This is a genomic window from Haliscomenobacter sp. (genome assembly GCF_965225875.1).
GTDB lineage: Bacteria > Bacteroidota > Bacteroidia > Chitinophagales > Saprospiraceae > Haliscomenobacter.
The window spans coordinates 647,740-674,426 of sequence record NZ_CBDDBS010000001.1; the positions used below are offsets into that span (position 1 = coordinate 647,740).

The 26,687-nt window shown below is 46.6% G+C and carries 22 protein-coding genes; 7 read left to right on the forward strand and 15 right to left on the reverse strand.

Features of this window, described 5'->3' with window-relative positions:
• Positions 1 to 626 precede the first annotated feature (626 nt).
• The 4 genes from ACO08K_RS02515 to ACO08K_RS02530 all read right to left on the reverse strand — a co-directional run bounded on the left by ACO08K_RS02515 (position 627) and on the right by ACO08K_RS02530 (position 4,341).
• Positions 627 to 2,153: a hypothetical protein gene (locus ACO08K_RS02515; RefSeq protein WP_421794815.1), complete on the reverse strand. Its 1,527-nt coding sequence runs from the start codon at positions 2,151 to 2,153 to the stop codon at positions 627 to 629.
• A 163-nt stretch (positions 2,154 to 2,316) separates the two neighbouring features.
• The gene (modA, locus tag ACO08K_RS02520) at positions 2,317 to 3,069 is read right to left on the reverse strand and encodes a molybdate ABC transporter substrate-binding protein (protein WP_421794816.1); all 753 of its coding nucleotides are present in this window, start codon (positions 3,067 to 3,069) and stop codon (positions 2,317 to 2,319) included.
• Between the two features lie 25 nt (positions 3,070 to 3,094).
• Complete coding sequence (locus ACO08K_RS02525; RefSeq protein WP_421794817.1) at positions 3,095 to 3,607, reverse strand: molybdopterin-binding protein; 513 nt, start codon at positions 3,605 to 3,607, stop codon at positions 3,095 to 3,097.
• A 362-nt stretch (positions 3,608 to 3,969) separates the two neighbouring features.
• A complete protein-coding gene (locus ACO08K_RS02530; RefSeq protein WP_421794818.1) occupies positions 3,970 to 4,341 on the reverse strand; it encodes a winged helix-turn-helix domain-containing protein in 372 nt (123 codons plus the stop codon).
• Positions 4,342 to 4,531: 190 nt separating this feature from the next.
• On the opposite strand from ACO08K_RS02530, the gene ACO08K_RS02535 reads away from it, so the two are divergent.
• The gene (locus ACO08K_RS02535; protein WP_421794819.1) at positions 4,532 to 5,236 is read left to right on the forward strand and encodes a phosphoadenosine phosphosulfate reductase family protein; all 705 of its coding nucleotides are present in this window, start codon (positions 4,532 to 4,534) and stop codon (positions 5,234 to 5,236) included.
• A 94-nt stretch (positions 5,237 to 5,330) separates the two neighbouring features.
• Here the strand turns inward: ACO08K_RS02535 and ACO08K_RS02540 are convergent, their stop codons facing one another.
• A complete protein-coding gene (locus ACO08K_RS02540) occupies positions 5,331 to 6,347 on the reverse strand; it encodes a TolB family protein (protein ID WP_421794820.1) in 1,017 nt (338 codons plus the stop codon).
• 428 nt (positions 6,348 to 6,775) lie between these two features.
• On the opposite strand from ACO08K_RS02540, the gene ACO08K_RS02545 reads away from it, so the two are divergent.
• From ACO08K_RS02545 to ACO08K_RS02555, 3 genes are all read left to right on the forward strand, one after another.
• A complete protein-coding gene (locus ACO08K_RS02545) occupies positions 6,776 to 7,639 on the forward strand; it encodes a sulfite exporter TauE/SafE family protein (RefSeq protein WP_421794821.1) in 864 nt (287 codons plus the stop codon).
• Between the two features lie 123 nt (positions 7,640 to 7,762).
• On the forward strand, positions 7,763 to 10,627 hold the full coding sequence (locus ACO08K_RS02550; protein WP_421794822.1) for a TonB-dependent receptor: 2,865 nt from the start codon (positions 7,763 to 7,765) through the stop codon (positions 10,625 to 10,627).
• Positions 10,628 to 10,888: 261 nt separating this feature from the next.
• Positions 10,889 to 11,530 carry a peroxiredoxin gene (locus tag ACO08K_RS02555; RefSeq protein WP_421794823.1) on the forward strand — a complete coding sequence of 214 codons (642 nt, stop codon included), beginning with the start codon at positions 10,889 to 10,891 and terminating at the stop codon, positions 11,528 to 11,530.
• Between the two features lie 86 nt (positions 11,531 to 11,616).
• On the opposite strand, the gene ACO08K_RS02560 is transcribed toward ACO08K_RS02555, so the two are convergent.
• Together ACO08K_RS02560 and ACO08K_RS02565 are read right to left on the reverse strand one after the other, a co-directional pair.
• A complete protein-coding gene (locus tag ACO08K_RS02560) occupies positions 11,617 to 12,855 on the reverse strand; it encodes an energy transducer TonB (protein WP_421794824.1) in 1,239 nt (412 codons plus the stop codon).
• Between the two features lie 11 nt (positions 12,856 to 12,866).
• On the reverse strand, positions 12,867 to 13,442 hold the full coding sequence (locus ACO08K_RS02565) for an RNA polymerase sigma factor (protein WP_421794825.1): 576 nt from the start codon (positions 13,440 to 13,442) through the stop codon (positions 12,867 to 12,869).
• Positions 13,443 to 13,609: 167 nt separating this feature from the next.
• Between ACO08K_RS02565 and ACO08K_RS02570 the strand changes: the two genes are divergently transcribed.
• Positions 13,610 to 14,542 carry an NAD-dependent epimerase/dehydratase family protein gene (locus tag ACO08K_RS02570; RefSeq protein WP_421794826.1) on the forward strand — a complete coding sequence of 311 codons (933 nt, stop codon included), beginning with the start codon at positions 13,610 to 13,612 and terminating at the stop codon, positions 14,540 to 14,542.
• A 146-nt stretch (positions 14,543 to 14,688) separates the two neighbouring features.
• The gene (locus ACO08K_RS02575) at positions 14,689 to 16,317 is read left to right on the forward strand and encodes an NADP-dependent glyceraldehyde-3-phosphate dehydrogenase (RefSeq protein WP_421794827.1); all 1,629 of its coding nucleotides are present in this window, start codon (positions 14,689 to 14,691) and stop codon (positions 16,315 to 16,317) included.
• A 146-nt stretch (positions 16,318 to 16,463) separates the two neighbouring features.
• On the opposite strand, the gene ACO08K_RS02580 is transcribed toward ACO08K_RS02575, so the two are convergent.
• The 8 genes from ACO08K_RS02580 to ACO08K_RS02615 all read right to left on the reverse strand — a co-directional run bounded on the left by ACO08K_RS02580 (position 16,464) and on the right by ACO08K_RS02615 (position 25,563).
• Positions 16,464 to 17,732 (reverse strand): DUF2851 family protein, encoded by a 1,269-nt coding sequence (locus tag ACO08K_RS02580; protein ID WP_421794828.1) that lies wholly within the window; start codon positions 17,730 to 17,732, stop codon positions 16,464 to 16,466.
• A gap of 116 nt (positions 17,733 to 17,848) precedes the next feature.
• Positions 17,849 to 18,358, reverse strand: coding sequence for a type 3 dihydrofolate reductase (gene folA / locus ACO08K_RS02585; RefSeq protein WP_421794829.1), 510 nt, complete (start codon positions 18,356 to 18,358; stop codon positions 17,849 to 17,851).
• Between the two features lie 6 nt (positions 18,359 to 18,364).
• Positions 18,365 to 19,528 carry a CapA family protein gene (locus ACO08K_RS02590; protein WP_421794830.1) on the reverse strand — a complete coding sequence of 388 codons (1,164 nt, stop codon included), beginning with the start codon at positions 19,526 to 19,528 and terminating at the stop codon, positions 18,365 to 18,367.
• 54 nt (positions 19,529 to 19,582) lie between these two features.
• Complete coding sequence (gene mrdA / locus ACO08K_RS02595; RefSeq protein WP_421794831.1) at positions 19,583 to 21,469, reverse strand: penicillin-binding protein 2; 1,887 nt, start codon at positions 21,467 to 21,469, stop codon at positions 19,583 to 19,585.
• 146 nt (positions 21,470 to 21,615) lie between these two features.
• Positions 21,616 to 22,137: a hypothetical protein gene (locus ACO08K_RS02600; protein WP_421794832.1), complete on the reverse strand. Its 522-nt coding sequence runs from the start codon at positions 22,135 to 22,137 to the stop codon at positions 21,616 to 21,618.
• The gene (gene mreC / locus ACO08K_RS02605; protein ID WP_421794833.1) at positions 22,127 to 22,978 is read right to left on the reverse strand and encodes a rod shape-determining protein MreC; all 852 of its coding nucleotides are present in this window, start codon (positions 22,976 to 22,978) and stop codon (positions 22,127 to 22,129) included. Before mreC ends, ACO08K_RS02600 begins: the two co-directional genes overlap by 11 nt.
• Positions 22,979 to 23,063: 85 nt before the next feature.
• A complete protein-coding gene (locus ACO08K_RS02610) occupies positions 23,064 to 24,101 on the reverse strand; it encodes a rod shape-determining protein (protein WP_421794834.1) in 1,038 nt (345 codons plus the stop codon).
• A gap of 187 nt (positions 24,102 to 24,288) precedes the next feature.
• A complete protein-coding gene (locus ACO08K_RS02615) occupies positions 24,289 to 25,563 on the reverse strand; it encodes a M16 family metallopeptidase (RefSeq protein ID WP_421794835.1) in 1,275 nt (424 codons plus the stop codon).
• Positions 25,564 to 25,764: 201 nt separating this feature from the next.
• On the opposite strand from ACO08K_RS02615, the gene ACO08K_RS02620 reads away from it, so the two are divergent.
• Positions 25,765 to 26,679: a sugar phosphate isomerase/epimerase family protein gene (locus ACO08K_RS02620; RefSeq protein ID WP_421794836.1), complete on the forward strand. Its 915-nt coding sequence runs from the start codon at positions 25,765 to 25,767 to the stop codon at positions 26,677 to 26,679.
• Positions 26,680 to 26,687: the final 8 nt, after the last annotated feature.

The window sequence follows — 26,687 nt, forward strand, 5'->3', positions numbered from 1 at the left end:
CTTAAAAAAAACGTTAAGAGATATATGCGTAAATGCTGCACATGGGATCAGCATTGACAGCGTATTTTAAGGTTCATTAGGTGCAAATACAACCTAATAAATAGATAATCAGCAATTTGAGAGACAAATAAAACGAGTCAAATGTTATCTTGAAAATCGAGGTAATTCAACAGTTGAGCCAGCCAAAACAATTGATACAGTGTTCAATTGGGGGGCTTTAGTTTTGGCTAGCTCATTGTTATGCGCACTTTTAGCGCACGGCATTACATACCATCAATGTCTAAGCGCCAATGGTGTCGATTGTAATCACTTTGTTAAGCATAGCAAGCTCAACAATCATAGTGATTGAGGTGATAACATTCATGAAACAGATGTTTACAGTGTTCAAAAAAACTTTACGATTACAAATATCGGTAGGACTGCATTAAGATGTAAGGACACTAGCTGTAGTTTTGCTTCTTTACCAGTTAAGCCAAATAGTAAAGATAATTATTTTAATAGCCTTACTATCAATTTATTAAACCAATGAGATTTAGCACTTTTACGGAAAACTACCCAGCTTCTTTTTAAGCTGTCTAATTGAATAACTAGGCACCGCCCCTCCCTTTTTACGGCCAATTTGATTTTTACCCCCCTTTTCGGGTGTCTCTATTTTCCAAATGCCCTAAAATAATGCCCCAAAGCTTTTCGTAAGGAATGATTTCAATTTCACGGGATTGATGCGCCATTTCCAAAGGCACTTTAATCAATCGTTGCCAGTATTTTTCGGTATGTCTCCGAATGGCTACCGGGTGAAAATTCTGTAGTGGAATTTCTAGCAACATATTGATGAAGCAGTTACTCCTGAATAGTTCATTTTCCTTTAAGTAGCGGCTACAATATTTTTTCATTGCCTCGATGCGATCAATTACTGCGTCATCTTTTTGCTCTTGCAGTAGCAACAACATTTGTACAATCAATATCGGTACATTCATACCTCTTTTGTCTTTGGAAAAAATGGGAATGGTATTGAGGAATTTACCCAATCGGAAATGATGGAAGACGGAATCATCAGGAGGGAGAACGATTTTTCCCTCGCGCTGCAGGAATACCGCAAAAGCCAGGTTGATGTGCCAAATTTCTTTGGTAGCCGCAGGTAAATTATCAAAGGCTTTTTCATTGAATACCGTTTCCAAAACTTCGCAGCCGCCTTGAAAATTGTCGGTATGAAAAGAAAGCTGAAGCAAAAGTTCGTTGTACTTAAACCAATTGTAGGAACCTCTTTCAATGTATTCAAGTGCCCGCGGTGCTGCCTGTTGCCCCCGAGGGTAATCACCGAGTTGAATAAAACAGATCAGTTGTTGATAGTTAAAAATTTGAATGGGTACTCCAGCCGTATAGGGCTTTTGGCTGAATTTATCCAACATATCATCGCATACACCTAGCAATTGTTCATAATCATTGACGCTGGAGTGAATGATGAGTCGAATCAGGCCACTGTACAACAAGAGTCGATAAGTCCCGTATTCTTCTACAGCAGGTTGGAGTTCGGCATAAAATTGGAGAGCAGCTTCTTGTGTTTCCGCTTTGACCGACTTTTCTTGTACGTAGTTCGCACTCAAATTGGCGTACAATTCCTCCGCCAGGTCTTCAGCACTCAGGATTTTCCAATATTTATGGTACAACTCGTTATAATGGCCAAATTTATCCAAACGCCCTTCGCGGGTGCCGTAATGCAAGCGAAGCGCCCGAGCAATGTCCGCAACCAGATCAGTGAACTCGTAGGTTTCGGCTTTTTTCAAAATGTGCTCCAAGAGCATCATCGCGGCGGGCTGGGTATTGCGGCTCAGAATGATTTTAGCAGCAGCCCACTCTTTGTAACATTCAAAATAGGCGCGTTGCCGATCCGAAAATTTTTCTTTGAGAATGTCAATAAAAAAAACCGCATCCACCAAACGCCGACGCAGGTTTCCCTTTAGTTTAAGGTAAGCCGAATGGCGCTTATTGGACTGATAAAGCTGCAGGGCAGCATCGTCATCATCTTTAAATTTATCGCTGATGAAACCTTCGTACAATACCGATAATTTGGGGTGGTGCTCGATACTTTGCAATAATTCTGGTAGGTACAATTTAGTATTTCGAATCAGCTCTGCCAGGCCTTTTACCAGATTCATGGCTGCTTGTTTTTCGTCAAGTATAAGTATTTGTGTTCTTTTGAAGCAAGAGCCTCAAAATGAGAACGCTAAAAGTAAGCATAAGTTGGAGATGCTGTGTGGAAGGATTCCTGGATTCAGACAAAATTGCGCTATTCAGATTTTTTAATACCTATCAAAATAATCAATAGTATCCATATTTCTTCCAAATCTTCTTGGCTTCCGCTGAAAACAAAAAATCAAAAAATTTACGGCTGGCCTCCGGGTGCTGCTTTTGCCCATAACTGGTAATCACCGCCGCCTGGCGAATCGGCTCATGGTGTTTTGGGTCAATGTCTACCCATTTGCCTTTGCCGCGCATCTCTTCGGCCATGACCATCGATTTGGCGGTCAGGCCCACTTCACAGGCACCAGCCAGGATGTATTGGGTGGTTTGGGCTATACTTTCGCCGTACACCAGTCGGTTTTCTACCTTGGTGTACAGGCCCTTTTTTTTGAGCCATTCAACCGCCGCTCGCCCATAGGGGGCCGTTCTGGCATTGGCGACTGCAATTTTTTTCACCCGAGCGTCCAACAGTATTTTACCATCGGGCTTGAGGATCAGTCCGGGCTGGGTGCTCCACAATACCAGAGTGCCTTGAGCATAAACCTTGGGTGCATTGGCCGTCATCCCGGCTTTTTGCAAACCCTGCGGATATTCTTCATCGGCGGATACAAATACGTCAAAAGGGGCACCCTGGGTGATTTGGGTGCTCAATTTACCGGAGGAACTGTAGTTGATTTCCACCTTGAGTTTGGTTTTGGCTTCAAAGGCTTTTTCAATGTCTTCGAGCGCAAAACGGACGTTGGCAGCGGCGGCTACGGCGAGGTCTTGGGCATCAAGGGGTTGAGACCAAAGTTGAATAATAACAAAAATGGCCAAAAGCCAGATTCTCATCTTTGTTTTTTTCATAAAATAGCGCTTACAAGCGTTTGACCGTTATTGTAGTAAACCCTTTCAAATAGCGGCGACCCGTTCGGGCATCACTCATCGAAACTACCGCAATCCGCTGTTCCATAGCATCCAACTCCAACCCATTAGCTTTGGTGAGGACATACACTTTATCCCCCACCGGGGTATTGAAAATTTCATTCCAGGAATACACCACCTGATAGCCATCCGTCGCTTCAAAAACCAGGTAAAACTGACTTAGGTCTTTGGGGGAATCTACGGCAAATTCTACTTTTTCAAACAATGCCTTGATCGGAATGCCCTCCAGGCTTTTCAAAGTGCTGCGCAGAGTACCGTCGTGGCTGTAGATGTTGAGCTTTCCCTGACCGGCCTTTTGGCTGGGGTATTTTTTCAAATCTTCGATGCTGAATTTGAGTTCCTGTTTTACCGCGCCAACAATCGAAATAGAACCACTCGGATCTATTTTCTTTTGAGCCGATAAGGTCAGTGGCAAAAGGAGGAACAAAAAAAAGAAGTATTTCATCACTTGATGTTTGGTATTTGGCAATAGAGATATTGTTTTTGAAAAGAACCGCAGGCTCCTTTCCAATTGTGAAAAGAAGCCTCGGTTGCCGTATATAACCTAATATCAATAGACAAATTTGGGTCTGGCTTACTCCCTTAGGTGTCCTTAGGTGTCTAAGGTGGTTCAAAATGAACCTAGTTGGTTCTAAAAATTGTAGAATTTTTAATTTGAACCACCTTAGGCACCTAAGAGCACCTTAGTACTGATACGCCCTTGGCGTTTATGAGGAAACCGCAGCTAAAATAGCGTTATATTTTTAAAGAAATAACGAAAGGCAAAAAAAGTTCAATCAAATGCTATTTGGTCAGCTTGATCCAGGGTTATTCGCCTCTCAATAGGTTTTGGGTTTCTTGTTGTAAAAAAGCTTCAAAGCGTTGCTGGAGCTCGCGGTAAGTTTGAATGAGTGCCTGAGCGGTCTCACTAAGTTGGGCTCCCCCACCCTGCTCACCGCCCGTTTGGGTCACAATCAGGGGCGTCTCAGCTTGCCGATTGAGCGATTGCACCATCAGCCAGGCTTTTTTATAGGACATCCCCATTTCTTTGGCGGCTTTGTTGATCGAGCCAGTGGCGGCAATGCGTTCCATGAGTTCAATCCGGCCCGGGCCAAGAAAGGGTTCATCAGGGCCAACAATGCGCAGCATGCCGCTGACGCGGTAAGAGGTGCTGTTTTTGAGATGGGTTTTGATGTTCAAGGTTGGGTGGGTTTTTATTCGAATGAAAAATACCATTAAAGTCCATACATCACTGCTATATCACCTCAATTTGCGCAAAAAATAATAGTTGTGATTTATTTTTCAAAAATCCTATCGAAAAACTAGACTTTTAAAAACATTCACTATCTTTGTAGCGTTCAACTAACAAATCATCAAAAACTACAAGGAGATGAATACGCTGACCCAAGCTTTAGTCGCACAAATCGCCAACCAACTGGACGCCCAGGGCGAAGCTAACCCTCTAGAAAACCTCCGCCTCATCGCCGAGCAATTTGCAGGTAAGGCGGTTTTTTTAACCAATTTTACCCTCGAAGATCAACTCATTACCCACTGGATTGCCACACACAACTTGCCCATCAAAGTCGTGGTCAGCAACCCCAACTACCCCTTCAAAGAAACTTACAGTACCTGGGCAAAAACCCAGGAACGTTATCAGCTGCCGATTGCCGTGTACGCTGCCGATGGTAGCGTATTGGAAAATCAAACCCAAGATCAGGCAACAGCTGTTGCTTCTACTGAAGAAAACATTCTGCCCATCCTGCAAGGTGAAATGCTGCTGATCACGGGCACTCGTGCAGGCCAAAGTTGGCAAGGTCGTCAGCTCACTGCCGACTTCTCCTGGAACAAATCCCTTAAAATCTTCGAATTCCATCCCCTCTTCCACCGTTCCTTCCACAAGGTATTTATGGAAGTGCTGCGTGAAGGAGTTCCTTTCAACCCACTGCACAACCAGGGTTACCTGCGGGTAGGCCACGCTCAAGATACCGAAGCGGCACACAGTTCTGAATACTGGGATGGTCGTTGGTGGTGGGATCACGCACAACGTATTTTTATCCACCCTTATACTCCTGGCGTACGTAAGAAAGCGGTATAGCAATTTTTATTTTCCTTGTAGAAAAAAATAGCTAGTCATCAAAAACGGCTTGACGGGTATTCCATCAAGCCGTTTTTCTTTTTTACCTACTTTTTCACTTCCCCTTTTTCCCCAAACCCAACTCACTCACATCCATCAGAAAAAGCGACAACGATCGGTCCCCAGGCTTATTCCCCCTACTCGACGAAAAGGCCAGCGTCTTCCCATCCGGTGATATGCTGGGAAACCCATCAAAAGAAGGACTGCTGGTAATCTGTTGCTCCTGCATGGTTTGAAGATTCAGGAAGAAAATGTCATAATTGTGCGGCGGCAGCACCTTTACATAAAAGACATGAACCCCGTCGGGTGCCGGACTCGGTGCCCAATGCGTACCTTCTTCAAAAGTGATTTGTTTAAAATCGCTACCATCCTCCTGGAGGGTGAAGAGGTGCATGGAGCGGCTCCGGTTGTCTTCTTCCGATTTTTTCCAGGCCCGGGTGATGATGGTTTTGTTGTCAGGCAAATACAATGCCCCGCCCTCCTGCCAATCAGGGGTAAAAGTGATCTGTTTTTGATCGCTACCATCGGGGTTCATGGTCCACAAATCCATTTTGCCATCAATTTGGCGGCCAAACAGAATTTTATGCCCATCGGGCGCATAAGTCACTTCCGCATCGTAAACCTGGTTATTGGTCAGGCGTTTCACTTTTTTACCATTCAAATCCGAGGTGTACAATTCTGCGCCTTGCGGATAATCTTTGACCTCGGAGTAGTTGCCGGGGTGCATGTCCAGATGATCCCGGGTAGAGGTCCAGATGATTCTTTTCCCATTGGGATGAAAGTAGGAACAGGCATCTGCTCCTTTGTCGTTGATTCTTTTGCGATTTGTGCCGTCCACATTTATAGTGTACACCATGAATGTGGAATCTCCAGCATCTTTCCCGTTGTAAATCAGCGTTTTCCCATTAGGTGAAAAATAGCACTCCGCCCCATTGCTCACGTTGGGAATTTTCCAGGACTTGAATTTTTCCGTTGCGGGGGCGGCGCTAGCTGGCTGAGCGTGGATATGGACTGACTGGGTAGTCACAGCTGCCCATAATAAGCAGGGTAGCCATAGCAGTTTCTTTTTCATACGGTTTGATTTGGAGGTAACTAATCTAATAAGTAACGCAGAAAAATTAACTTCCCGATTTTGGGTTTTGAATAGGGAATCGAACGTTTCATTTCAAGTGAGCTTCCTATTCAAAAGCCTCTAAAAAAATCGGGAAGTAATTTTTTGCGTCATACTAAGTGGTTACTGTTCAGAAATATAAACATTAAAAAGAAGCCGCCCAAAATTTTGAGAACTAGCGAATAGCGTTAACCTCCACAATCAATAACCTTCACCGTAATTGAAAAAAATTCATGCGCTAACTCATTCTTAATGAGGCACTAAATCCTAATATTCGCAAGGGTGCTTATTTTTTTTATCATAAACCCTACAAAGTTGATGAAGTTTTAATAAATTTGTGTGCCCAAACATCAATAGACACCACCATACTTTATACTCAATCACCAAACATGCTCGAAAGAATTTCACTAAAGCACATAACAGTGCTGATAATAGCCATGAAAGTGGCCATGGCCCTGTATCTATTTTGGGGCATTATCAACCGAGGTGGCACGGAAACCGCCTTTGCTTTTGACTGGTCATTTTTGGGCTATTTGTTGACTGGGTTTATTGCCCAGTTAATCGATGGTGCATTAGGTATGGCGCATGGGGTTACTTGTACTTCTTTGTTGTTCTATTTTGGGGTTTCACCTGCGGTAGCCACGGCCAGTGTCCACACGACGAAGGTTTTTACTGCTGGGGCCTCTGGCTTGTCCCATTTGTACTTGGGCAATGTGGATCGAAAGCTGTTGCTCCGCCTCATTTTACCTGGCATTTTGGGCGCAGTTATTGGCGCTTACATGATCTCGGAGATATTGGACGGCAAATGGATCAAGCCTTACATCACCATGTATTTGCTATTTCTGGGGGTATTGATTCTATTGAAGAGTTTCCGTACCCAGCGACCCAAAACCGAAGTGAAGTTTGTCTCCTTGTTGGGCGCATTTGGCGGTTTTTTTGACTCCATTGGTGGAGGTGGATGGGGTCCAATTGTCACCTCTAACATCGTCAATCAGGGCAATGACCCTCGTGAAGCAGTAGGTACGGTTAACACTGCTGAGTTTTTTGTAGCTTTTTTCAGTACGATGGTATTTCTGGTATTTGTTGTAGTTGAAAGTTGGCAAGTTGTGCTGGGGCTTATTGCCGGAGGCTTACTGGCGGCACCCCTAGGAGCTATGTTGGTTCGTCAAATTCGCCCCAAAACCTTGATGTTTCTGGTGGGGATCACCATTATTTTGTCCCAAAGTTACAATTTGTACAGCTGGTTATTTTGACCCGTAAACTCAAAAAAACCATCCTAAAAAGGTTGGTTTTTTTGGGCATAAAACTCTATTTTTTCGATGTAATTTATCAATTAACTTCTACATATTTTCCCATATCCAAACCAAACAAGACTTATGAACAAGTTCTTCTACTTTTTAATTTTTTGGGGAATCAGCATATGGTTCAACTGGGCCAACGCCCAAAACACCCTGGTTGAAATCAGTGGCCAAGTCAAAGACGCAGCTGCAAAAACGCCTTTGGCCAACGCCACGGTATACATTCGTGAGCATGAGGCGGGTGCAACTACTGATGACAATGGACAGTTTGTAATCAAAAGTTACCTACGTTTTCCCTTTACCCTGGAGATCAGTTTTATCGGCTACGAGAAACAGGTTTTTACGGTTGAAAACGAACGCGCCAAGCTCCAATTCCAATTGCAGCCCCTGGTGATGATGTCGGACGAGATGGTGGTTACTGCCTCACGGGTGGAAGAGCGCCTGTTTAAATCGCCCGTGGCCATTGAAAAACTGGATATTCGCGCCATTCGGGAAACGCCCGCCGCATCCTATTATGATGCCTTGGAAAATGTGAAGGGGGTGCAACTCACTACTTCGAGCTTGACCTTTAAAGTGCCCAATACCCGGGGATTCAATAACCCCAACAACTTCCGCTTCATGCAATTGGTGGACGGGGTGGATGTGCAGGCTGCTACCCTCGGGGTGCCTCTTGGCAATACGATTGGCCCATCAGAACTGGATATTGCTTCGGTTGAAATCACTCCTGGCTCGGCTTCGGCATTGTACGGGATCAACTCCATCAATGGTCTAGCCCATTTGCGCAGCAAAAATCCATTTTTAACCCAGGGCCTGAGTTTTTACCAGCGTGTCGGGGTGAATCATGTTGACAACATTGACCACGACGCTGCATTAATGACTGAAACCGCCTTGCGCTTTGCCAAGGTTCTAGATAAAAATGAAAAACTGGCAGTAAAGCTAAACGTCAGCTACTTCCAGGGCATCGACTGGGTATCCTCCGCTGCAGTAGATCAAAACGCCAGCAACAGAGCCTCAGCCAATCCAGCTTTCCCGGAACTGGGCAGCGGCGAAACCAACCCCGCCTACGACGCATGGAACCGATATGGTGATGAGCGCAACAACAACGTCGCCGTGGCCGTCAACTACCTCGGCAAACGCCAAACTTTCAACGTGCGCCGCACAGGTTATTGGGAAAAAGACCTGACCGAACCCCAGGTAAGCAACCTGAAGTTTTCGGGTGGCCTGTTTTATCGCCCCTTCAAAGATTGGGAGTTGAGCTACAACTACCGCTACGGGAGTATGGACGGAACTTTCCAGCGCGGCAACAAAATCAGACTCAACGATGCGGTGGTGCAAAACCATTCACTTGAACTCAAGAACAAGCGGCTCACTGCCCGGGTGTATTTCACCGATGAAAACACGGGCGATTCATATAATCTCAAACCCCTGGTAGACAATCTTGAATTGACCACCAAAACCAATAAAGATTGGAGCGCCCTGTATCAAACTACCTTACAAAGTGGCATCGACCAGGGCAAATCCCTGACAGAGGCTCACCTGGCGGCCCGGGCTCGTGCCGACCAAGGTCGCCCCGAACCAGGTACTCAGGCATTCCAGGATTTGAAAAACAAGATCATCAGCATCAACAACTGGGATCACGCATCTCTGATCACGGGTGCCCCAGCTACCGGTGGAGCCGCGCTTTGGCAACGCAGCCACTTGTACCACGGCGAACTGCAATACGATGCTTCGCATTGGCTTAAGGAGAAAGTAAGTTTACTGCTGGGTACGGATTTGCGGGTCAATGAGGTGATTCCCGATGGCAACAACTTTGTTGATTTTAGCCGTCCGATTGAAGAGCGGGCACTGCCAGGTGGCGACAAGGTGCGTTATTCCAAGCTGGGTGCTTTTGCCCAGGCCACCAAGTTGTTGTTTGAGGAAAAATTAAAACTGGTTGCCTCGATCCGTTATGACCACAACTACGATTTCCCTGGGCGTTGGAACCCACGGGTGGCCGCCGTTTTTTCACCCAACGAAAAGTGGAACTACCGCATCTCCTACCAGTCGGGCGTACGTTTCCCGGCTTTGTTTGAGGCCCTTTCTTACGTAAACAATGGCAACGTACGCCGGGTAGGTGGTTTGGCCAAAGTGAATGAGGGCTTGGGCTTCCTGGAAAACTCCTATACCCTCAACTCGTTGGATCTTTTCACTGCAGCGGTCAACAAAGATGTAGCGGCAGGAAGTACCCGCAACGATGCCGGCCTCAAAAACCGCAACTTGCTGGTGGTTGCTAATTTGCCACAGTTGGCGCCTGAAGAGGTTCAGGCCTGGGATGCTGGGGTAAAAAGTGTCTTGTTTGACAACAAAGTAGTACTCGACTGGGATTTTTACTACAATGTTTATGGTGGTTTTCTGGGGCAGGTAGAAGTGGCCGTACCCCGAGATGGACAGGTCGGTACCGATGCCTCAGTGTTGGATATGCTGGACCGCAACAAACAAGTGCGCTACCGGGTATTCACCAACGCTACAAATACCTACTACAATTATGGTTCAGCCCTGCGCTTGAGCTACAACTTTTACAAGAAGTATTCGCTCTCCGGCAACCTGAACTACAATGACCTGCAAACCAAAAATGACAACGACATTTTCATCACTGGTTTCAATACCCCCACCTGGTCGGGCAATATCCAGTTTGGCAACCGCGAAGTCTTGCCCAATTTTGGATTCAACGTGGTGTGGAAATGGCAGGATACTTTCCTGTGGCAAACACCTTTGGCGGAAGGGGTAGTTTCTTCTTTCTCTACCGTGGATGCACAGGTATCGCTACAAGTGCCAAAATGGAATGCTTCCTTTAAATTGGGGGGCACCAATCTGGCGAACCAACGTTACATACAGTATGCTGCGGGACCTACCATTGGTGCCCTGTACTACCTGAGTGCAACCTGGGATATCTGGAAGAAGTGATTAAAATCAAAGCTGATCAGCAGGATTGTTTTTATCTTTAAGGATTGAATGCGATGGGGCCAATTAATGACACAAACAACAAAGTAGTGGGGCAAAATATGTGCTCATTTTTCCTGAGCCAGAGGATTAGATAAGACACTTGAAGTAAAACGTTTACTTATCTAATCCTCTGGCAAAATGAGCACTTATTTTTTATCGCCCCTAAACCGCATTCAATCCAAGTATGTTCTTAATCCATACATATACCTAAAAACAGAGAATATGAGTCTGCGTCTCGGCGACATTGCGCCCAACTTCCAAGCCCAAACAACTGCGGGCGACATTGATTTTTACGAGTACCTGGGCACCGGCTGGGGTATCCTTTTTTCACACCCTGCTGATTACACCCCGGTATGTACCACTGAGCTAGGCCGTACTGCTGCACTGAGTACCGAATTTGCGAAACGCAACACCAAAGTGCTGGCCGTAAGTGTAGATCCGCTGGATAAGCACAAAGGCTGGGTCAATGACATCAACGAAACACAACATGTGGATGTACAATTTCCCATTATTGCGGATGAAAACCGAGTAGTAGCTGGCTTGTACGATATGATCCACCCGAATGCTTCGGAGACCTTCACCGTTCGTTCATTGTTCATCATTGGGCCGGACAAGAAGGTAAAACTGATGATTACGTACCCTGCATCTACGGGGCGTAATTTCAATGAAGTGCTCCGGGTGTTGGATTCTCTGCAATTGACCGCCAATTACAGCGTGGCAACTCCTGCTGACTGGAAACATGGTGAAGATGTAATCGTAGTGCCTGCCGTATCTACAGAAGCGGCAATCGAAAAATTCCCGAAAGGGGTGACCATTGTGAAGCCTTATCTGCGCTATACACCACAGCCGGATTTGGAAGACTAGAAACAAGTTTTTAATAATCGAGTATATTTTTCGGAGCGCTCTGTTGCAAAACAGGGCGCTACTTTTCCCACGAATAAATTCATGGGCTATTTAAACGCCACCTTGTAAATCACCCAGGTCCCGGGTTTTCCATTCCGCCACTTTGGCCCATCCTCAATGAGCCGTTCAGCAATCTGATCACACCCAAATCCAAGCGGACGTAGTATTCTGATTCGGGCAGGCTTACCATCTTTTTCAAATGTAAATTCCAGGGTAACATCTCCACTGACCGCGTTCAATTTAGCTTCAAAGGGCATTTCGATGTTTTTCTGAATGTATTGTTCGAATTGTTCAAACCCACCTTCCGGGCTTGGGTAACCTACCCCTTCCCGGCGGTCGCTGGCATCGAAGGATTTTTTTAGTGCTTTGGTTTTGCGTTGCAACACGACCTTTTCCTCGTTGTCGTCCAGGCGCAGCGACTGGGTTTCAAATCCAGGATCAATGACCTTCACTTGGGTTGGCGTAGCTGAAGGCAACTCAAAAGCTCCCTCCCCATTGGTTATGGCAAAGGTATTGGCATTGTGTTGTACGGGGATGCCCGCCGCCCGTTGCCCACGTTCATCTACAACTATGCCACCTACAGTAGGTTTCATTTGTAGCGCGTTCAAATCCCGCGTTGCAGGGGCAGGACTGATTTTTGCCAGGTCTTTGTCCGTGGCATTGCCTGCCGCACGAGAACTTGCGGCATTACCCGGTGCATCATCCCTACTGGATTCAACTTTGGGCTTCTCCTCTGCGATTTCAGCAGCAGCAAGGCCATTGGCGTCTTCTTTTATCGCGCCATCATCTGCCAATTCCTCCGTACTTAGGGTGGCTGGCGCAGGGCCCTCACTGGCATTACGTTTTGATGGGATTGTTTTATCTGCTTTTTCAATGCTTACATCGGCTACTTCTGGTGTGGAAGGAGTTGGTTGAGATTCTGCCTCAGCCTTCGATTCAACGCTGGGAACATCAACTACGAGGTCTGCTTTGGGAGCAGGGTCAAACAGCCATTTCCAGCCAAAAGTGAGGAGCAACAATACCGCAGCGGCAGCAGCAAGGCGGGGCAACCAAATCAGGATTGGCCCGGTTTTGCGTTGATTGGTTTGGGTTCTTACCGCAATTTTGGTATTGAGTTGTTTGATTTTTGACAGGTGATCAGCCTCAGCATTTTGGGTATAACCCTCCCAGGCATCTGCCAGGAAAGGATCTTCCTGTGCTGCTCGCTCCAAACGACTTTCCTCACTGCCTCGGGTTTCACCGCGCAGCCAGCGTCGTAAAAGATCGATCAATGCCTGGTTTTGCATATCATTTATTTTTAGGTGCCCCCGATGCAATTTTTCAAATTCCGCCGTCCATTCTGGATATGAGATCGCACGATGTTCAAATCAACTTGCATGCCATCGGCAATATCCTTGTAACTACGGTCTTCAAAATAAAACAATCGAACACAGTCCTTTTGTTGATCAGAGAGTTTTTCGATGCAGTTCTCCAGTTTTTTCAGCATCAGTTCCCGATCTGGAAGGTCTTCTGCATCAGGATGCAACAATTCGAGGGAATACATAAGCCCGGGGTCAAAACTTACTGTAAAATTTTGGCCTGCCTTGCGCAAACGCATCAGGCAATGGTTTTTAGCCAAAACGTACAACCAGGGCCGAAACTGGCCGATGTCGTGCTTTTTTGCCTTTTGAACCAATTCTTCAAAAATATCCATGACGGCATCGGCTGCTGTTTCTTCTTGCTTCAGGTACTTCAAACAAACCCCATAGACCAGTTCCGTGTAGCGACTGTACAAGGCACCCAGAAGTTGCAAGTCGCCACTCTTTTGGTAGTGGGCCAGCAAGTTTTCGTCCGAGGACGTTTCCGCTTTGGGTGTAAACAGACGCAGTTTCAAATGGATCAAATTATCATTGTACGGGTAAAAATAGAAAAAGGGAACGTGGAAACCGTACTCATTAAAAAAAATTCTTCCATAATCTGGATTTACGCCTAAAAATCCCGATCTTAAAAACGCAAGTAAGGAGCATCAACTAAAGCTTATCCATACCAAAACCTGATAACATGCAAACCATCCTCGGAGCCGGGGGCGTCATTGGCAATGATTTAGCCAAAAGCCTCATGATTTATACCGACCAAATCCGCCTCGTCAGCCGTAATCCAAAAGCCATCAACCACAACGACGAATTGTTTGCAGCGGACTTGCTCGATCCCCGTGCGGTACAAGCCGCGCTGAAAGGATCAAGTATTGCTTACCTCACGGCAGGTTTGCCTTATTCTACCAAAGTCTGGCAAGAAAAATGGCCCTTGCTCATGCGCAATGTGATCGATGCCTGTAAGGAAAACAACTGCAAGCTTCTTTTTTTCAGCAATGTTTACGCTCTGGGCAAAGTAGAGGGTTGGATGTCGGAAGAAAGCCCTATGAATCCCTGTAGCAAAAAAGGAGAAGTAAGGGCCAAAATAGAACAAATGCTCCTGGATGAGGTCCAAAATGGCAACATCCAGGCCATGATTGCACGTGCTGCCGACTTTTATGGCCCTGGTGCCGCCCTTGGTTTTGTCGACTACATGGTTTTTCAAAATCTGGCAAAAGGTAAAACCCCTCAAATTTTGGTCAACGCAAATACCAAACATTCCTATACCTTTACACCCGATGCAGCCCGAGCTACTGCTGCCTTAGGCAACACCATGGATGCCTACAATCAGATCTGGAATTTACCAACAGATCCAAACGCCTTAAGCGGAAAGGATTTTGCTGAACTCGTTGCCCAAGCCTTTGGGGCCAAATTCAAATACACCATTGTGCCCAAATGGATGACCCGCATGCTGGGTTTATTCATTCCCGAAATGGGCGAAGCCGTAGAAATGCTCTACCAAAACCAATATAATTACTTGTTTGACAGCAGTAAGTATGTCCGGCATTTTAAACATGCTGCGACGACCTACCGCCAAGGCATCCAGGAAACTGTAGCCCATTTGCAACAACAAAAGACTTAAGCATGACGCAAAAAATTACTTCCCGATTTTTTTTGAGGCTTTTGAATAGGACGCTCACTTAAAATGAAGCGTTCGACTTCCTATTCAAAAGCCAAATCGGGAAGTTAATTTTTCTGCGTTATTTACTTTGAATCAATACTCAAACAATGAACACCTTAGAGCACCAGATTTCCCAACTGTTCCCGGAAGAAAATGGCATTCCTGAGGGAAACCGGCTTAGCGCCCCCATCCACCAGCGCGAAATGCTGATCGATGGGCAAATGATTCCCTGGACAGGCACCGTGCAGGATGTGTATTCACCAGTACATGTACACACTCCTGATGGCCTGAAACGCCTCCACATTGGCAGTTATCCATTAGCAGGTCAAGCGGAAGCCGATGCCGCACTCGAAGCTGCGGTACACGCCTTCGACAATGGGCGGGGCGAGTGGCCAACCATGCCGATTGGGGAGCGAATCGTGTGTATGGAAAAATTCATCGGTCGGATGATTGAGCAAAAAGACTTGATCGTCAATTTGTTGATGTACGAAATTGGCAAATCCATTGCCGATTCCACCAAGGAGTTTGACCGTACCGTGGAATACATCTACGATACCATCGACATGCTTAAAGAGCTCGATCGCAATTCTTCCCGTTTCCGCATCGAGCAAGGTATCATTGGTCAGATTCGCCGCTCACCGCTCGGAGTGGTCCTCTGTATGGGGCCATTCAACTACCCCTTGAACGAGACCTATACCATGTTGATTCCTGCCCTGTTGATGGGGAATACCATTTTGTTCAAACCACCAAAACACGGTACCCTCTTGCATTACCCCATGTTGGAAGCCTTCCGCGACTGCTTCCCCAAGGGCGTGATGAATACCTTATATGGGCGCGGAGGAACGGTAGTGCCTGCCTTGATGCAATCGGGCAAAATCAATGTCCTGACCTTGATTGGTTCCAGTCGGGTAGCAAATGACCTAAAAAAAATGCACCCGAAGGTCAACCGACTGCGGGCTGTTCTAGGGCTAGATGCCAAAAACGCGGCCATCATTCTGGAGGATGCCGACATTGATTTGGCAGTCCGCGAATGTATCCTAGGCTCTTTGTCCTTCAACGGTCAGCGTTGTACCGCCATAAAAATCATCCTGGTACACCAGAACATTGCCGACAAATTCCTGAAGCGTTTTTCAGCAGCAGTGAATCAATTGCCTTTTGGCATGCCTTGGCAAAAAGGGGTTGCGATTACCCCCCTACCCGAGCCCAACAAACCCGCCTATCTGCTGGATTTGGTCGAAGATGCGAAGGCACATGGTGCCCAGGTCATGAATGAAGGTGGCGCGACCATCCACGAATCCTTTTTTTACCCGGCGGTGGTTTATCCAGTAAATGACAAAATGAAGATTTACCGGGAGGAACAGTTTGGCCCGGTGGTACCCGTTGCCTCTTTTGCCAGTATGGAAGAACCGATCCAATATCTAATCGATTCACCCCACGGTCAACAAGTCAGCATTTTTGGCAATGACCCTGATGAGATTGCCCATCTGGTGGATCAACTGGTGAATCTGGTGAGCCGCGTCAACATCAACGCACAATGCCAGCGCGGGCCGGATACCTTCCCCTTCACCGGGCGCAAGGACTCCGCGGAGGGTACACTTTCGGTGGAGGACGCCATGCGGGCTTTTTCCATCCGTACCATCGTTGCCACCAAGGAGACCGATAAGAACAAGGAGATTCTGAATGGTATCGTGGAGGGGCATAAGTCGCAGTTTTTGTCGACGAAGTTTATTTTTTAGGGAGGTAAGCACAAAGGCTTCACAAAGCAAAGCGTCGTCAACGCCTAACTTTGTGCCCTTTGTGCTGCCTTTGTGTTCTTTGTGCTAAAAAATGTCGCTTTAGCCTTTACTCACGACTTACTTATTGTGGTTTCACTGGTGATTCCTCACTTCAAAATCGCCGCCCCCACCGCACAATGCAAACACTGCCGCTGATCACAATACATCCGCTTCAAGTGGATCAAAGCCTGGCTTTGCCCGGCATCTTCGGGCTCAAAGCCTAATTTTTTCCAACCATCAATGATGTGGTTGGCCTCGGGAGGAAGCTCTTGTAAAAAGCGCAGTGCCTTGTCGCAATACTTGGTATCCTGGGTATACATGCCGTAATAAAAAACCAGGGGGATACAGGCATTCAGAATGAGCAATTCGATAAAGCTAGTGCCCAGGTGTTTCAATTTGCGCGTTGAAGGCTTATCAAAGGTGTAGTGCTCCGACCAATACCCATGCAGGGTTACCCTGAAAAGATGCGCCAGTTCTTCGATATCCTGTGCTGCTAAAATTTTGCTAAAAAGATTGCTGCCCTGGTACAAGAGCACTGCAAATTGCGCCAAACGCATGGTCGGAAAATTGGCCGGGCGCATGCGCAAAAACTTCCAATTGCTGGCTGCCATTGGCTCAAGGCCGTACTTCTGGCGCAAAAAGCGGTATTCGCTTTGCAATTGTTGCGGGTATTTTTCCACAAAATCCGGTTCCAACAAACCAGCCTGTCCAAAAAGTAGTGCTTCAATTTGCAACAAATTATCCCGGTGGCGGCCAATGAGTTTGAGGGGCAAACTCCGGGCCAGCTGCTCACAAGGGTCCAGGTTGACGCTGAGGCCAAAATTGCGCAACAAAAGTTGATAACATACTTCCTCCCAATCTCCTTGGTTGAATTCCAGAAAACGTTTGACAATCTCGGTTTTGCCCTCCAAACGTTCGACCATTACCCGTTCCAGCCACAACTTAACACTCAGCGTTTTTACCTCCCGCCAATGATTCTGGCAAGGAATCCACAAGTTGTTGTTGAGCATGCGGTAATACGCACTACAAAGCTGCGGATCGAGCAATCGGCGCAATTCCAGGCATGGAATCCGCTCACCGTTGGGGTCGTAGATGACCTGATCCTCATCCAACACCACATGTAAAATGACATTGGCATAAGCGGGGTCCTTTTCGTGTCGGTGCAACAACCAATCCGAGGCTTTCAGGTGTACCTCTACATTGCCCGCCCAATAGGTATCCTCAATCCACAGGCGTGCATTGAGAAAATCGGGGCCAGCGTGGCGATTGTGTTCGCCAATGGCCAGGATGGTCAGGTTTTGACCCTGGGTGGTTTGTAAATGATTGGAATTGAAATGCTGGTAACGCCAGGCGTAATGGAGAAAATCTTCCGTCATGTTCTCAAGGTTAAAAGATGAATAACCTGAGAATCATTGTTGCTAAGGGTTGATCAAATGCACAAAAGTGCCGTATTGCCTACAAATTTAAAACTTATTTTTTAAAAAGCAAATCCTCACCCTTCTTCTTTGCTTTCAATTCGGCTGTAGACTTTAAAAATGTAGTCCATTTCGTTTTTGTCGTCGGCTTTATGGGCTTCTTTAAAAGTCAGGCGCCATTCCTTTGGTTCAATTTTTGGAAAAAACACTTCTCCTTCCGGTTCCAGATCAACTTCGGTGAGGTAAATTTTATCCCAATAGTCCTGGCTTTGTTCATAAATCTGGCCTCCACCAATGATAAAAGCCTCGGTTTCACCATTGTCGTAAGCCAACTCCAGGGCTTCATCCACGGAATGAACCACCATACAATCGGTAGCCACAAAAAAGATGTCGCGGGTCACTACAATGTTCGTCCGTTGGGGCAGTGGCCGACCAATCGAATTAAAAGTATTGCGCCCCATAATCACATGGTGATTCAGGGTAGTCCTTTTGAAGTATTTTAAATCGGCAGGCAAATACCAGGGAATTTGGTTGTGCATCCCGATGACGCGATTTTTAGCGGCGGCGACAATGGCTGATACGATCACGGCAAATTATTTTTCAGTGGAAATCTCCTTGGCACTCACTTTGCGTTCTACGGCACCGTGTTGGGTCAGGTTTTTGCGAATCACGTCCGCACTTTGTTTCATGGCAACACGGGTAGCTTCCGGCATCGGTAGCTGGGCTTGCATTTCTCCATTTTCAAAAGCGGCCACAGGCACGGTCATGTAAACAGGTTTGCCCGCAGCGGGGCGATAAATGTAGCGGTATACCGGAATGTACTCTACTTTACTAATCATTGTTTGCGGATTGCTGACCGCTGATTCCTGTATGCTACCCTTCTTTTCCAACTCTATTTCCACCATCAAACCAATGTCCGTATAGGTTTTGGTTTGTGCAGAAATGAAGTTCCCCATTGAATACACAACCAGGCCATTGCGGGTAGCTCCATTGGTTTCCTGCAAGGGATAGTTTTTGATGGGCTGCACCACGTGGGGATGGGCACCGATCACCATAGTGGAGCCCCAATTCAGCATTTTTTGGGCCAGCGCACGTTGGCGTTCGTTTTCAGCCAGTTGGTATTCGTCGCCCCAATGCACTACGGTAATGATGGCATCGGGTTTGTGGGCTTTGGCCGCATCGATATCGGCTTTGATGGCCTTCTCATCAATGAGGTTTACTACGCTGGGTTTGTGGTTAGGGATGCCGTTGGTGCCATAAGTATAGTTGAGGAAGGCCAGTTTAAAATTGCCTTTGTACACAATCAATGGGTATAGGGCCGCCCGGTGAGAAGAGTCTATAAAGGTACCCGTTTGGTAAAATCCATTCTTTTCGAGGGTCTTGATGGTGTTTTGCACCCCGATCAGTCCACCATCATTGGAGTGGTTGTTGGCGGTCACCAACAAATCAAAGCCAGCAGCGCGCAAAGCCAGGGGCAATTCATCCGGGCTCTTGAAGGTAGGATAACCCGTATAAGGAGGCTTACCCGGCAAAGTCAGTTCCAGGTTGCCGATGGCCAGGTCGGACTGTTCCAAAAGTGGCGCAATGAAGCGAAAACAAGGAGAATAATCGTAGAGTTTATTGGGTTCGATGGCGGCGGACTCAATTTGGGGTCCATGCCCCATAATGTCACCTACAAAAATCATCTTGAGCTTGTCCTGAGCAGAAAGCTGGCTCAATACAAACAAAAGCACAAAAAACGGCAGTACTTTTTTCATAGAAATAAATTAGTGGTGGGGCAAAATAAGTGTTTATTTTTTTGTCGCCCCTTGTCAAGGTCGGCTCGATTTGCCTTTTTTCCCTGGAACTTCCCGAATGATGTAGTCTTTTTTCAAGACTTGTTTTTCCATTTCCCGGCGAGCGGGCGTCCGAATTTCTCCTTTGAGGTATTTTTCAATCATCAAACTGGCCACGGGCGCTGCGACAGAGCCCCCAAAACCAGCATTTTCGGCATATACCGCAATGGCAATGCGAGGATTATCCTTAGGCGCAAAACAGAAAAAGATCGAATGGTCTTCCCCTGAGCTGTTTTCAGCTGTACCCGTTTTACCACAAATTGCAATATCAGGGATAAAGGCCCGTCGGGCGGTACCCGCAATGGTAACCCGTTCCATTCCATCTACTACGGGCTCGAAGTGCCTGCGCTCAATGCCAACCTCGTGCTTAATGCGGAAAGTACTCCGGGTGGTTAACGAGGAATCCCCAAAAGCCTTGAGGAAATGGGGGGTGTAATAATAGCCCCGATTGGCAATCGTAGCGGCGAGGTTGGCCAACTGGATATTGGTACACAACAACTCACCCTGCCCAATGCCCAGCGAACGAATCCAAATCGATTTCCACTGGCCATCGCGTGCATACCAACGATCAAAAAAAGCGGAAGTAGGAAAACGGCCGGCTTGTTCTCCCGGGTAGTCAACCCCAAGTTTGCGGCCATAGCCAAATTTATCCAGGTAATGATTGATGGTATCCAGGCCTTTATTGGGGTGCCGATAACCATTCATGTCGACAATGGTACGGAACAGCGTTACGAAATAGGCGTTACAGGAATGTTGAATACCTGAACGCACATCACTACAATAGGCGTGACGGTGACAACCCAACCGTACCCCCGGAGCAAAATAGCCCCCTGCACAACTCACTCCCCGATCCACGTTCCAAACCCCGATTTGCTGACCAATGAGGGCCAAAATCGTTTTGTGGATAGAACCGGGAGGGTACTGAGCCATTACCGCCCGATTGAATAAGGGAATATTCGGGTCAGCGGCTAATTTTTTATAGACATCGCCACGGGCGTTGTTGGTGATTGTCAGTTGATTGGGGTCATAATTCGGGGTGGTTACCATGGCCAGAATTTCTCCGGTTTTGGGTTCAATGGCAACCAGACCAGCCCGTTTGTTGCTAAGCAGGTGCTCGGCGTATTGCTGGAGTTCCAAATCCACCGTGGTTCTCAGATCAAGCCCAGGAACTACAGGGATATCGTCTTTGCCATTGCGATAAGAACCAGCATAGCGCCCCAATTTGTCACGCAATACAAAAGCAATTCCCTTTTTGCCCCTTAGTTCATTTTCATAGGTCTTTTCCAGGCCACTTGCGCCAATGTAGTCGCCAGGAGCATAGATGTCTGATTGGGTTTCCACCTCGGTTTGGTCTACTTCTCGGATATAGCCCAACAAGTGAGCAGCGACTGGCGCCGGGTACTGACGGGCGTTGCGCAAAACGATTTCGAAGCCAGGAAATTCAGGTAAAGCTTCTTGAAAACGAGCAAAAGCCTCGGCGGAAATTTTACTTTTAAACACATAAGGAACCGATCGGGAAAAACGACCACTTTTAAAGTCTTTATCCAGTGCTTTGTTGTACTCTTCGCGGGTCATACCCACCAGTTTGCAAAAGCGCCCTACATTGATGTTCTTATCCATTGCATCCACAGTGACCATCAGGTCATACATGGGATTATTGACCACCAGTAATTTTCCATTGCGGTCATAAATCAAGCCGCGTGCCGGATAAATGGGAAAACGCGCTACTGCACCCGTAATCTTGTCGGCAGTTTTGAATTCTCCATTGATGACTTGTAAAAAAAATGCCCTCGTCAATAGCAACGCTGCTGCAACGATAAACACAACTTGAATAACCTGTTGACGATTGCTGCCAATATCCATAGCCTATCTTGGTAGTGGGGTAAAAATAAATTTTCATTTTTCTTAAGCTATAGGATTAGATAAGACACTTAAATTGAACCGTTTACTTATCTAATCCTATAGCAAAATGAACATTTATTTTTTTATCGCCCTTGGGGAAAATTGAATTAATCTAAGCCGTTTAGTATGCCTGCTAAAATTAGTGTAAAAAATACGGAAACAATAAAACTAAGCAGGCTTTTAACTACAATAGACAGTAAAAATACGTGAGAGAAAAACGCCATCGAATAATAAAAAGGCAAATACAGCAATAAGGAATAGGCCACATAGCGCAGAAATGGCCAAAATTTGAGTCGGGCCAGGGAGGGAGTCAAAGTTTCGTCCATTCCACGGGGTAGAACCAACTCCAAAATAGAGGGGCGCCAATAAGCCAAAACGACTGCACTCATCGTGTGTACACCCAGGGTATTGTAAGAAGCATCGATCAGAAGCCCCGAAAAAAAAGCGACAAGCATCAGCATATTGATGTGCATGCCAAAAGGGAGCAGTAAAATAAACAAAGGATACACGAATGCTTCGTAATAGTATGGCCCGAGTGGCAAAAACTGTATCTGCTTCAGCACAACGATTTGGAGAATCCAAATAATGATGAATTTCAGCGAAATGCGCAATGTCGAGCTACTGTTCATCTTTGGCGCGTGCTTCTAGTTGATTGATTTCATCGGCATGTTCGTTCACTACGATTTGTGCGTAGCGGACGTTGGTCATATTGGTGTACAGTTTGACCTGAATCAAGTGGTTGCTGGACCCTGGAGGAATGCTGTGGTAAAACACTTTCCCGATTGCCACCCCAGGAGGGTAATAAGTAGAAAAGCCAGTGGTTTCAACCACGTCATCCTTGGAGCTTATTTTATTGTGCTTGGGGATATCAACGAGTTGCATAAAACGAGGGTCTTTGCCATTCCACACCAGAGAACCATAAAAACCTTTGTCTACCCCACGGATTTGGGCACTTACCCGCGAATCGGTATGCAAAATGGACATCACCACGCAATAATGCTCCGATACGTAGCGCACTACCCCCAATACCCCGTCAGTGGTAATCACCCCCATGTTTAGTTTTACCCCATGTCTGCTGCCTCGATTCAGGGTGAGGTAGTTTTTGGGTCTATCCACGGAGTTGTTGACGACTGTCGCTTCGATGTATCGGTAAACTTGAATGCGGGTACTGTCAATCACCCGTTGTAGGGTATCTGTACTAACCTGGTTGTTGTATTGATCTTTAGCCAATTGTCCACGCAGTACACTGATCTCGTGTTGCAGTTTTTCGTTTTCCCGTCGCAGGTTAAAATAACTCCGAATGGCGTTGGCACCACTTCCAAAGAAGCCGGTTATTCTCCCTGCCGAATTCCAAAAAATTTTACCCTGCGCCTCGTTGTTCTGAACAATCAGAAAAAGCGAAACGACCAACAGCACCAGGAACAAGATTCGGTGATTGACCCGATTGAGTAGTTGCAGGAAAGTATTCATGTGGTGATTGGAACTCGCGGGTGAGGAATAAGGTCGGTTTGAAGCACTATTTCTAATGATTCAAACCGACCTTATACACTATAAATCACACACTCTTACGATCGATCAAAAAGGTGAAACGATCAGTATTTTTCAATGCTATGCCTGTTCCCCGAACCACCGCACGCAATGGATCATCGGCAACCTGCACGGGAAGTTTGGTTTTTAAGGAAATACGTTTGTCTAAGCCCCGCAACAGCGCACCGCCACCAGTCAGGTACAAGCCCCTTCTGAAAATATCGGCGGCCAACTCGGGTGGAGTAGATTCCAGGGCCTTAAGCACCGCATCTTCAATTTTGGAGATGGATTTATCCAGTGAATGGGCGATTTCGCGGTAACCAACCTTGATTTGTTTGGGAATACCCGTCATCAAATCCCGGCCATGAGCTGCAAAATCTTCGGGAGCCTGATCTTCATCAAGCTCATGCAAGGCTGAGCCCACACTGATCTTGATTTGTTCAGCAGTACGCTCGCCAATCAGGATATTGTGCTGGCGCTTCATGTAGCTCACAATGTCGTTGGTGAATTCGTCGCCCGCAATGCGGATGGATTGGTCACACACGATCCCGGAAAGGGCAATCACTGCAATTTCGGTAGTACCACCACCGATGTCGATGATCATGTTACCTTCAGGTTCTTCTACATCCAAACCAATCCCCAACGCAGCAGCCATTGGCTCATGAATCAGGTAGGTTTCTTTGGAGTCGACGTGATCGGCTGAATCAAAAACAGCGCGTTTTTCCACTTCAGTAATCCCAGAAGGAATACAGATGACCATTTTCATGTGGGAAAAAAAGCGACGACGGCCATCAATCATGTTGATGAAGCCCTCGATCATATTTTCAGCCGCCTGAAAATCGGCAATTACACCATCTTTCAGCGGGCGAACAGTTTTGATTTCCTCGTGGGTTTTTTCAAACATTTGCATCGCACGGCGACCAACCGCAATGGTTTGGTTGGTTTTGCGATTGATGGCTACGATTGAAGGTTCGTCCACAACAATCTGATCATTTTGCATGATCAGGGTATTGGCAGTGCCAAGGTCAATGGCGAGTTCTTGTCTAAAAAAACTGAACAGCTTCATTAATTTTCCTTACCTAAGAGTTTTTGTAAATTATGTCAAACGCGCTCTAATCTGATCAAACTGTTGGTTGACCGCTGGCGTTTCATGCTCGCAAAAGAAAGAAAATTTAGCGACATTTAAGCATGTTCGGCCCTGCTTAACCAAATTTTTTTGATCAAAGGCTTAAAAAATGGTTTGAATCCAATTTTTAAGCTTTGCCCACGATAACTTCGCTCATTTTCTCGGGGATCAAATACTTTTGCGCCATGGCTTGAATAGATTCAGGCGTAACGGCCAGGGTAAGATCAACCGAGTCTTGCAGCTCTGTAAAAGGCAAATTTTCAGTAACCAGCAGGCGCACTAGCTCGGCTACGTTGAATGGTCCATCAATCATGGTCAAGTAATTGCCCAGGATGTAGTTGCGCATCATTTCCAGTTCGTCTTCGTCCACAAGTTCTTCCCGCAGGCGATCCATTTCCAGGTAAATCTGGGTGCGTGTATCAGCCACAAACTCATTACCCACCTCGGTACCAATGTAAAAGCAACCATCGAATTGCATGGCATCGAGGGTGGAATAAATGTTGTAGGTATAGCCTTTTTCTTCCCGGATATTGGTCATCAAACGGGAGCCAAAGTAGCCCCCCAGAATCACATTGAGGATGGAAAGGTCAAAAAAGTCGGGATGATGCCGATTGAAGGTCCGGAAACCAATCCGAATGGCCGATTGCAAGCTGTCAGGCTTGGAAATCAACACTTGTTGTGGTGGGGCTTCCTGTAGGATCAGTTTGGGCTCGGGAATGACTCCAGCAGGAATCCCATGCCCCAATTGTTCATTCAATTGCTCAAGCACCTCGGGGGTTACTTTCCCACTAATGATGATTACACAATTGTCTTTGGTGAACAAGCTCCGGTGGTGCTGCAACAAATCCTCCCGGGTGAGTTGGTTATAGGTTTCAGCGGTGCTGTTGTAGCCATAAGGATGTTCAGGACCAAAAAACATCTCGGTGATTTGGCGGTAAGCCACTACATCGTTTTTGCTCAGGTCTACTTGCAGGTGTTGTACACTGCGTTGGATGAAGGCCTGTAACTCCTGCTCCGGGAAACTGGGGGTTTTGATCACTTCACCCAACAAGGGCAATACCTGATTGAAGTGTTTGTTCAAAGACAACAAGGTCAGGCTGGCCGTATCGGTATGGTATGGAATAGCCAGACTGCTCCCGAAATAGTCCAGTTTTTCGGCCAACTCAGCCGAATTGTAGTTTTGGGTCCCTTCACGCAGGAGCGCACTCGTTGCGCGTGAGGCCAGTTTTTTGTGCTCATAAGGGCGGCCACCTTTAAAAATGACCTCTACCTTGAGTACTTCCTGGGTGCCCATGGCCACAACATAAACAGGGATTCCGTTATCCAAGCGCAACTCCTGAACTTCCGGCATTGGAATGTCGGTGATGGTTTTGATTTTGGGCGCTCTCGAACGGTTTGGCATAAGTGTGCTGCGGTGATTTTTGAAATAGGGGGCAAATATAGGGGCTTAGGGTTTGTAAAACAACTGCTTGGTGAAAAAGCTGCATAGAAAGAAAAAATACACCGCACTTGGGTTAATAGCATTTCATAAAGCCCATATAAAAAATCTAGCTTAGCTTTATGATTCATAAACTAGAACATTCATCAATCCATTTTTTTCGCTATGAACAGACGTGACATATTTAAAACATTAGGGGCTGCCAGTGCGGCGGCCATTCTTCCAGTTGACCTGTTGGCAGGGGTGGCGCCTAAAAAAACCAAGTTTCGCTTTTGCCTGAATACCAGTACCATCAGTGGCCAAAAACTGGGTATTGTGAAGTACATTGAAATTGCTGCCGCGGCAGGTTACGATGCCATCGAGATTTGGCTTCCCGACCTCAATGCCTACCTCAAGGAAGGTGGCACCATGACGGCCTTGGCTCAAAAAGTAAAAGATGCTGGGATTACCGTGGAAGATGCGATTGCCTTTGCGCCATGGATGGTGGAAGATGATGCACAGCGCGCAGCGGGTTTCAAACAGCTGGAAGAGGAAATGAACCTGCTGGCGCAATTGGGCTGCAAACGTATTGCTGCTCCACCTTCCGGAGTAAAAAAAGATCCTCCGCTGGATTTGTTCAAAGCGGGTGAACGTTACAAAAAAGCCCTGGATTTGGGTCGAAAAACCGGAGTAATGCCCCAACTGGAATTTTGGGGTGCGTCGGGTACCTTGTTTCACCTGGGGCAGGCATTAGCTGTAGCTGCAGCCGCCAACGATCCTGATGCCCGCTTGTTGCCCGATATTTACCATTTGTTCAGGGGCGGATCTGGTTTTGATAGCCTGAATTTGTTGAAAGGGGAAACCGTAGAGATTTTCCATTTTAATGATTTTGTGAACAACAAACCCGTTTCAGAGCAAACCGACGCGGACCGCATTTATCCCGGCGACGGTGATGCGCCAACTGAAAAGATAGTGCAATTGCTTAAAGAAATGGGAGGCACCAAGATCATTTCACTTGAGCTATTTAATCGGGATTATTGGAAGCAGGATCCCCTATTGGTGGCAAAAACCGGGCTGCAAAAAATGCGGTCCCTGGTGTAAAATGACAT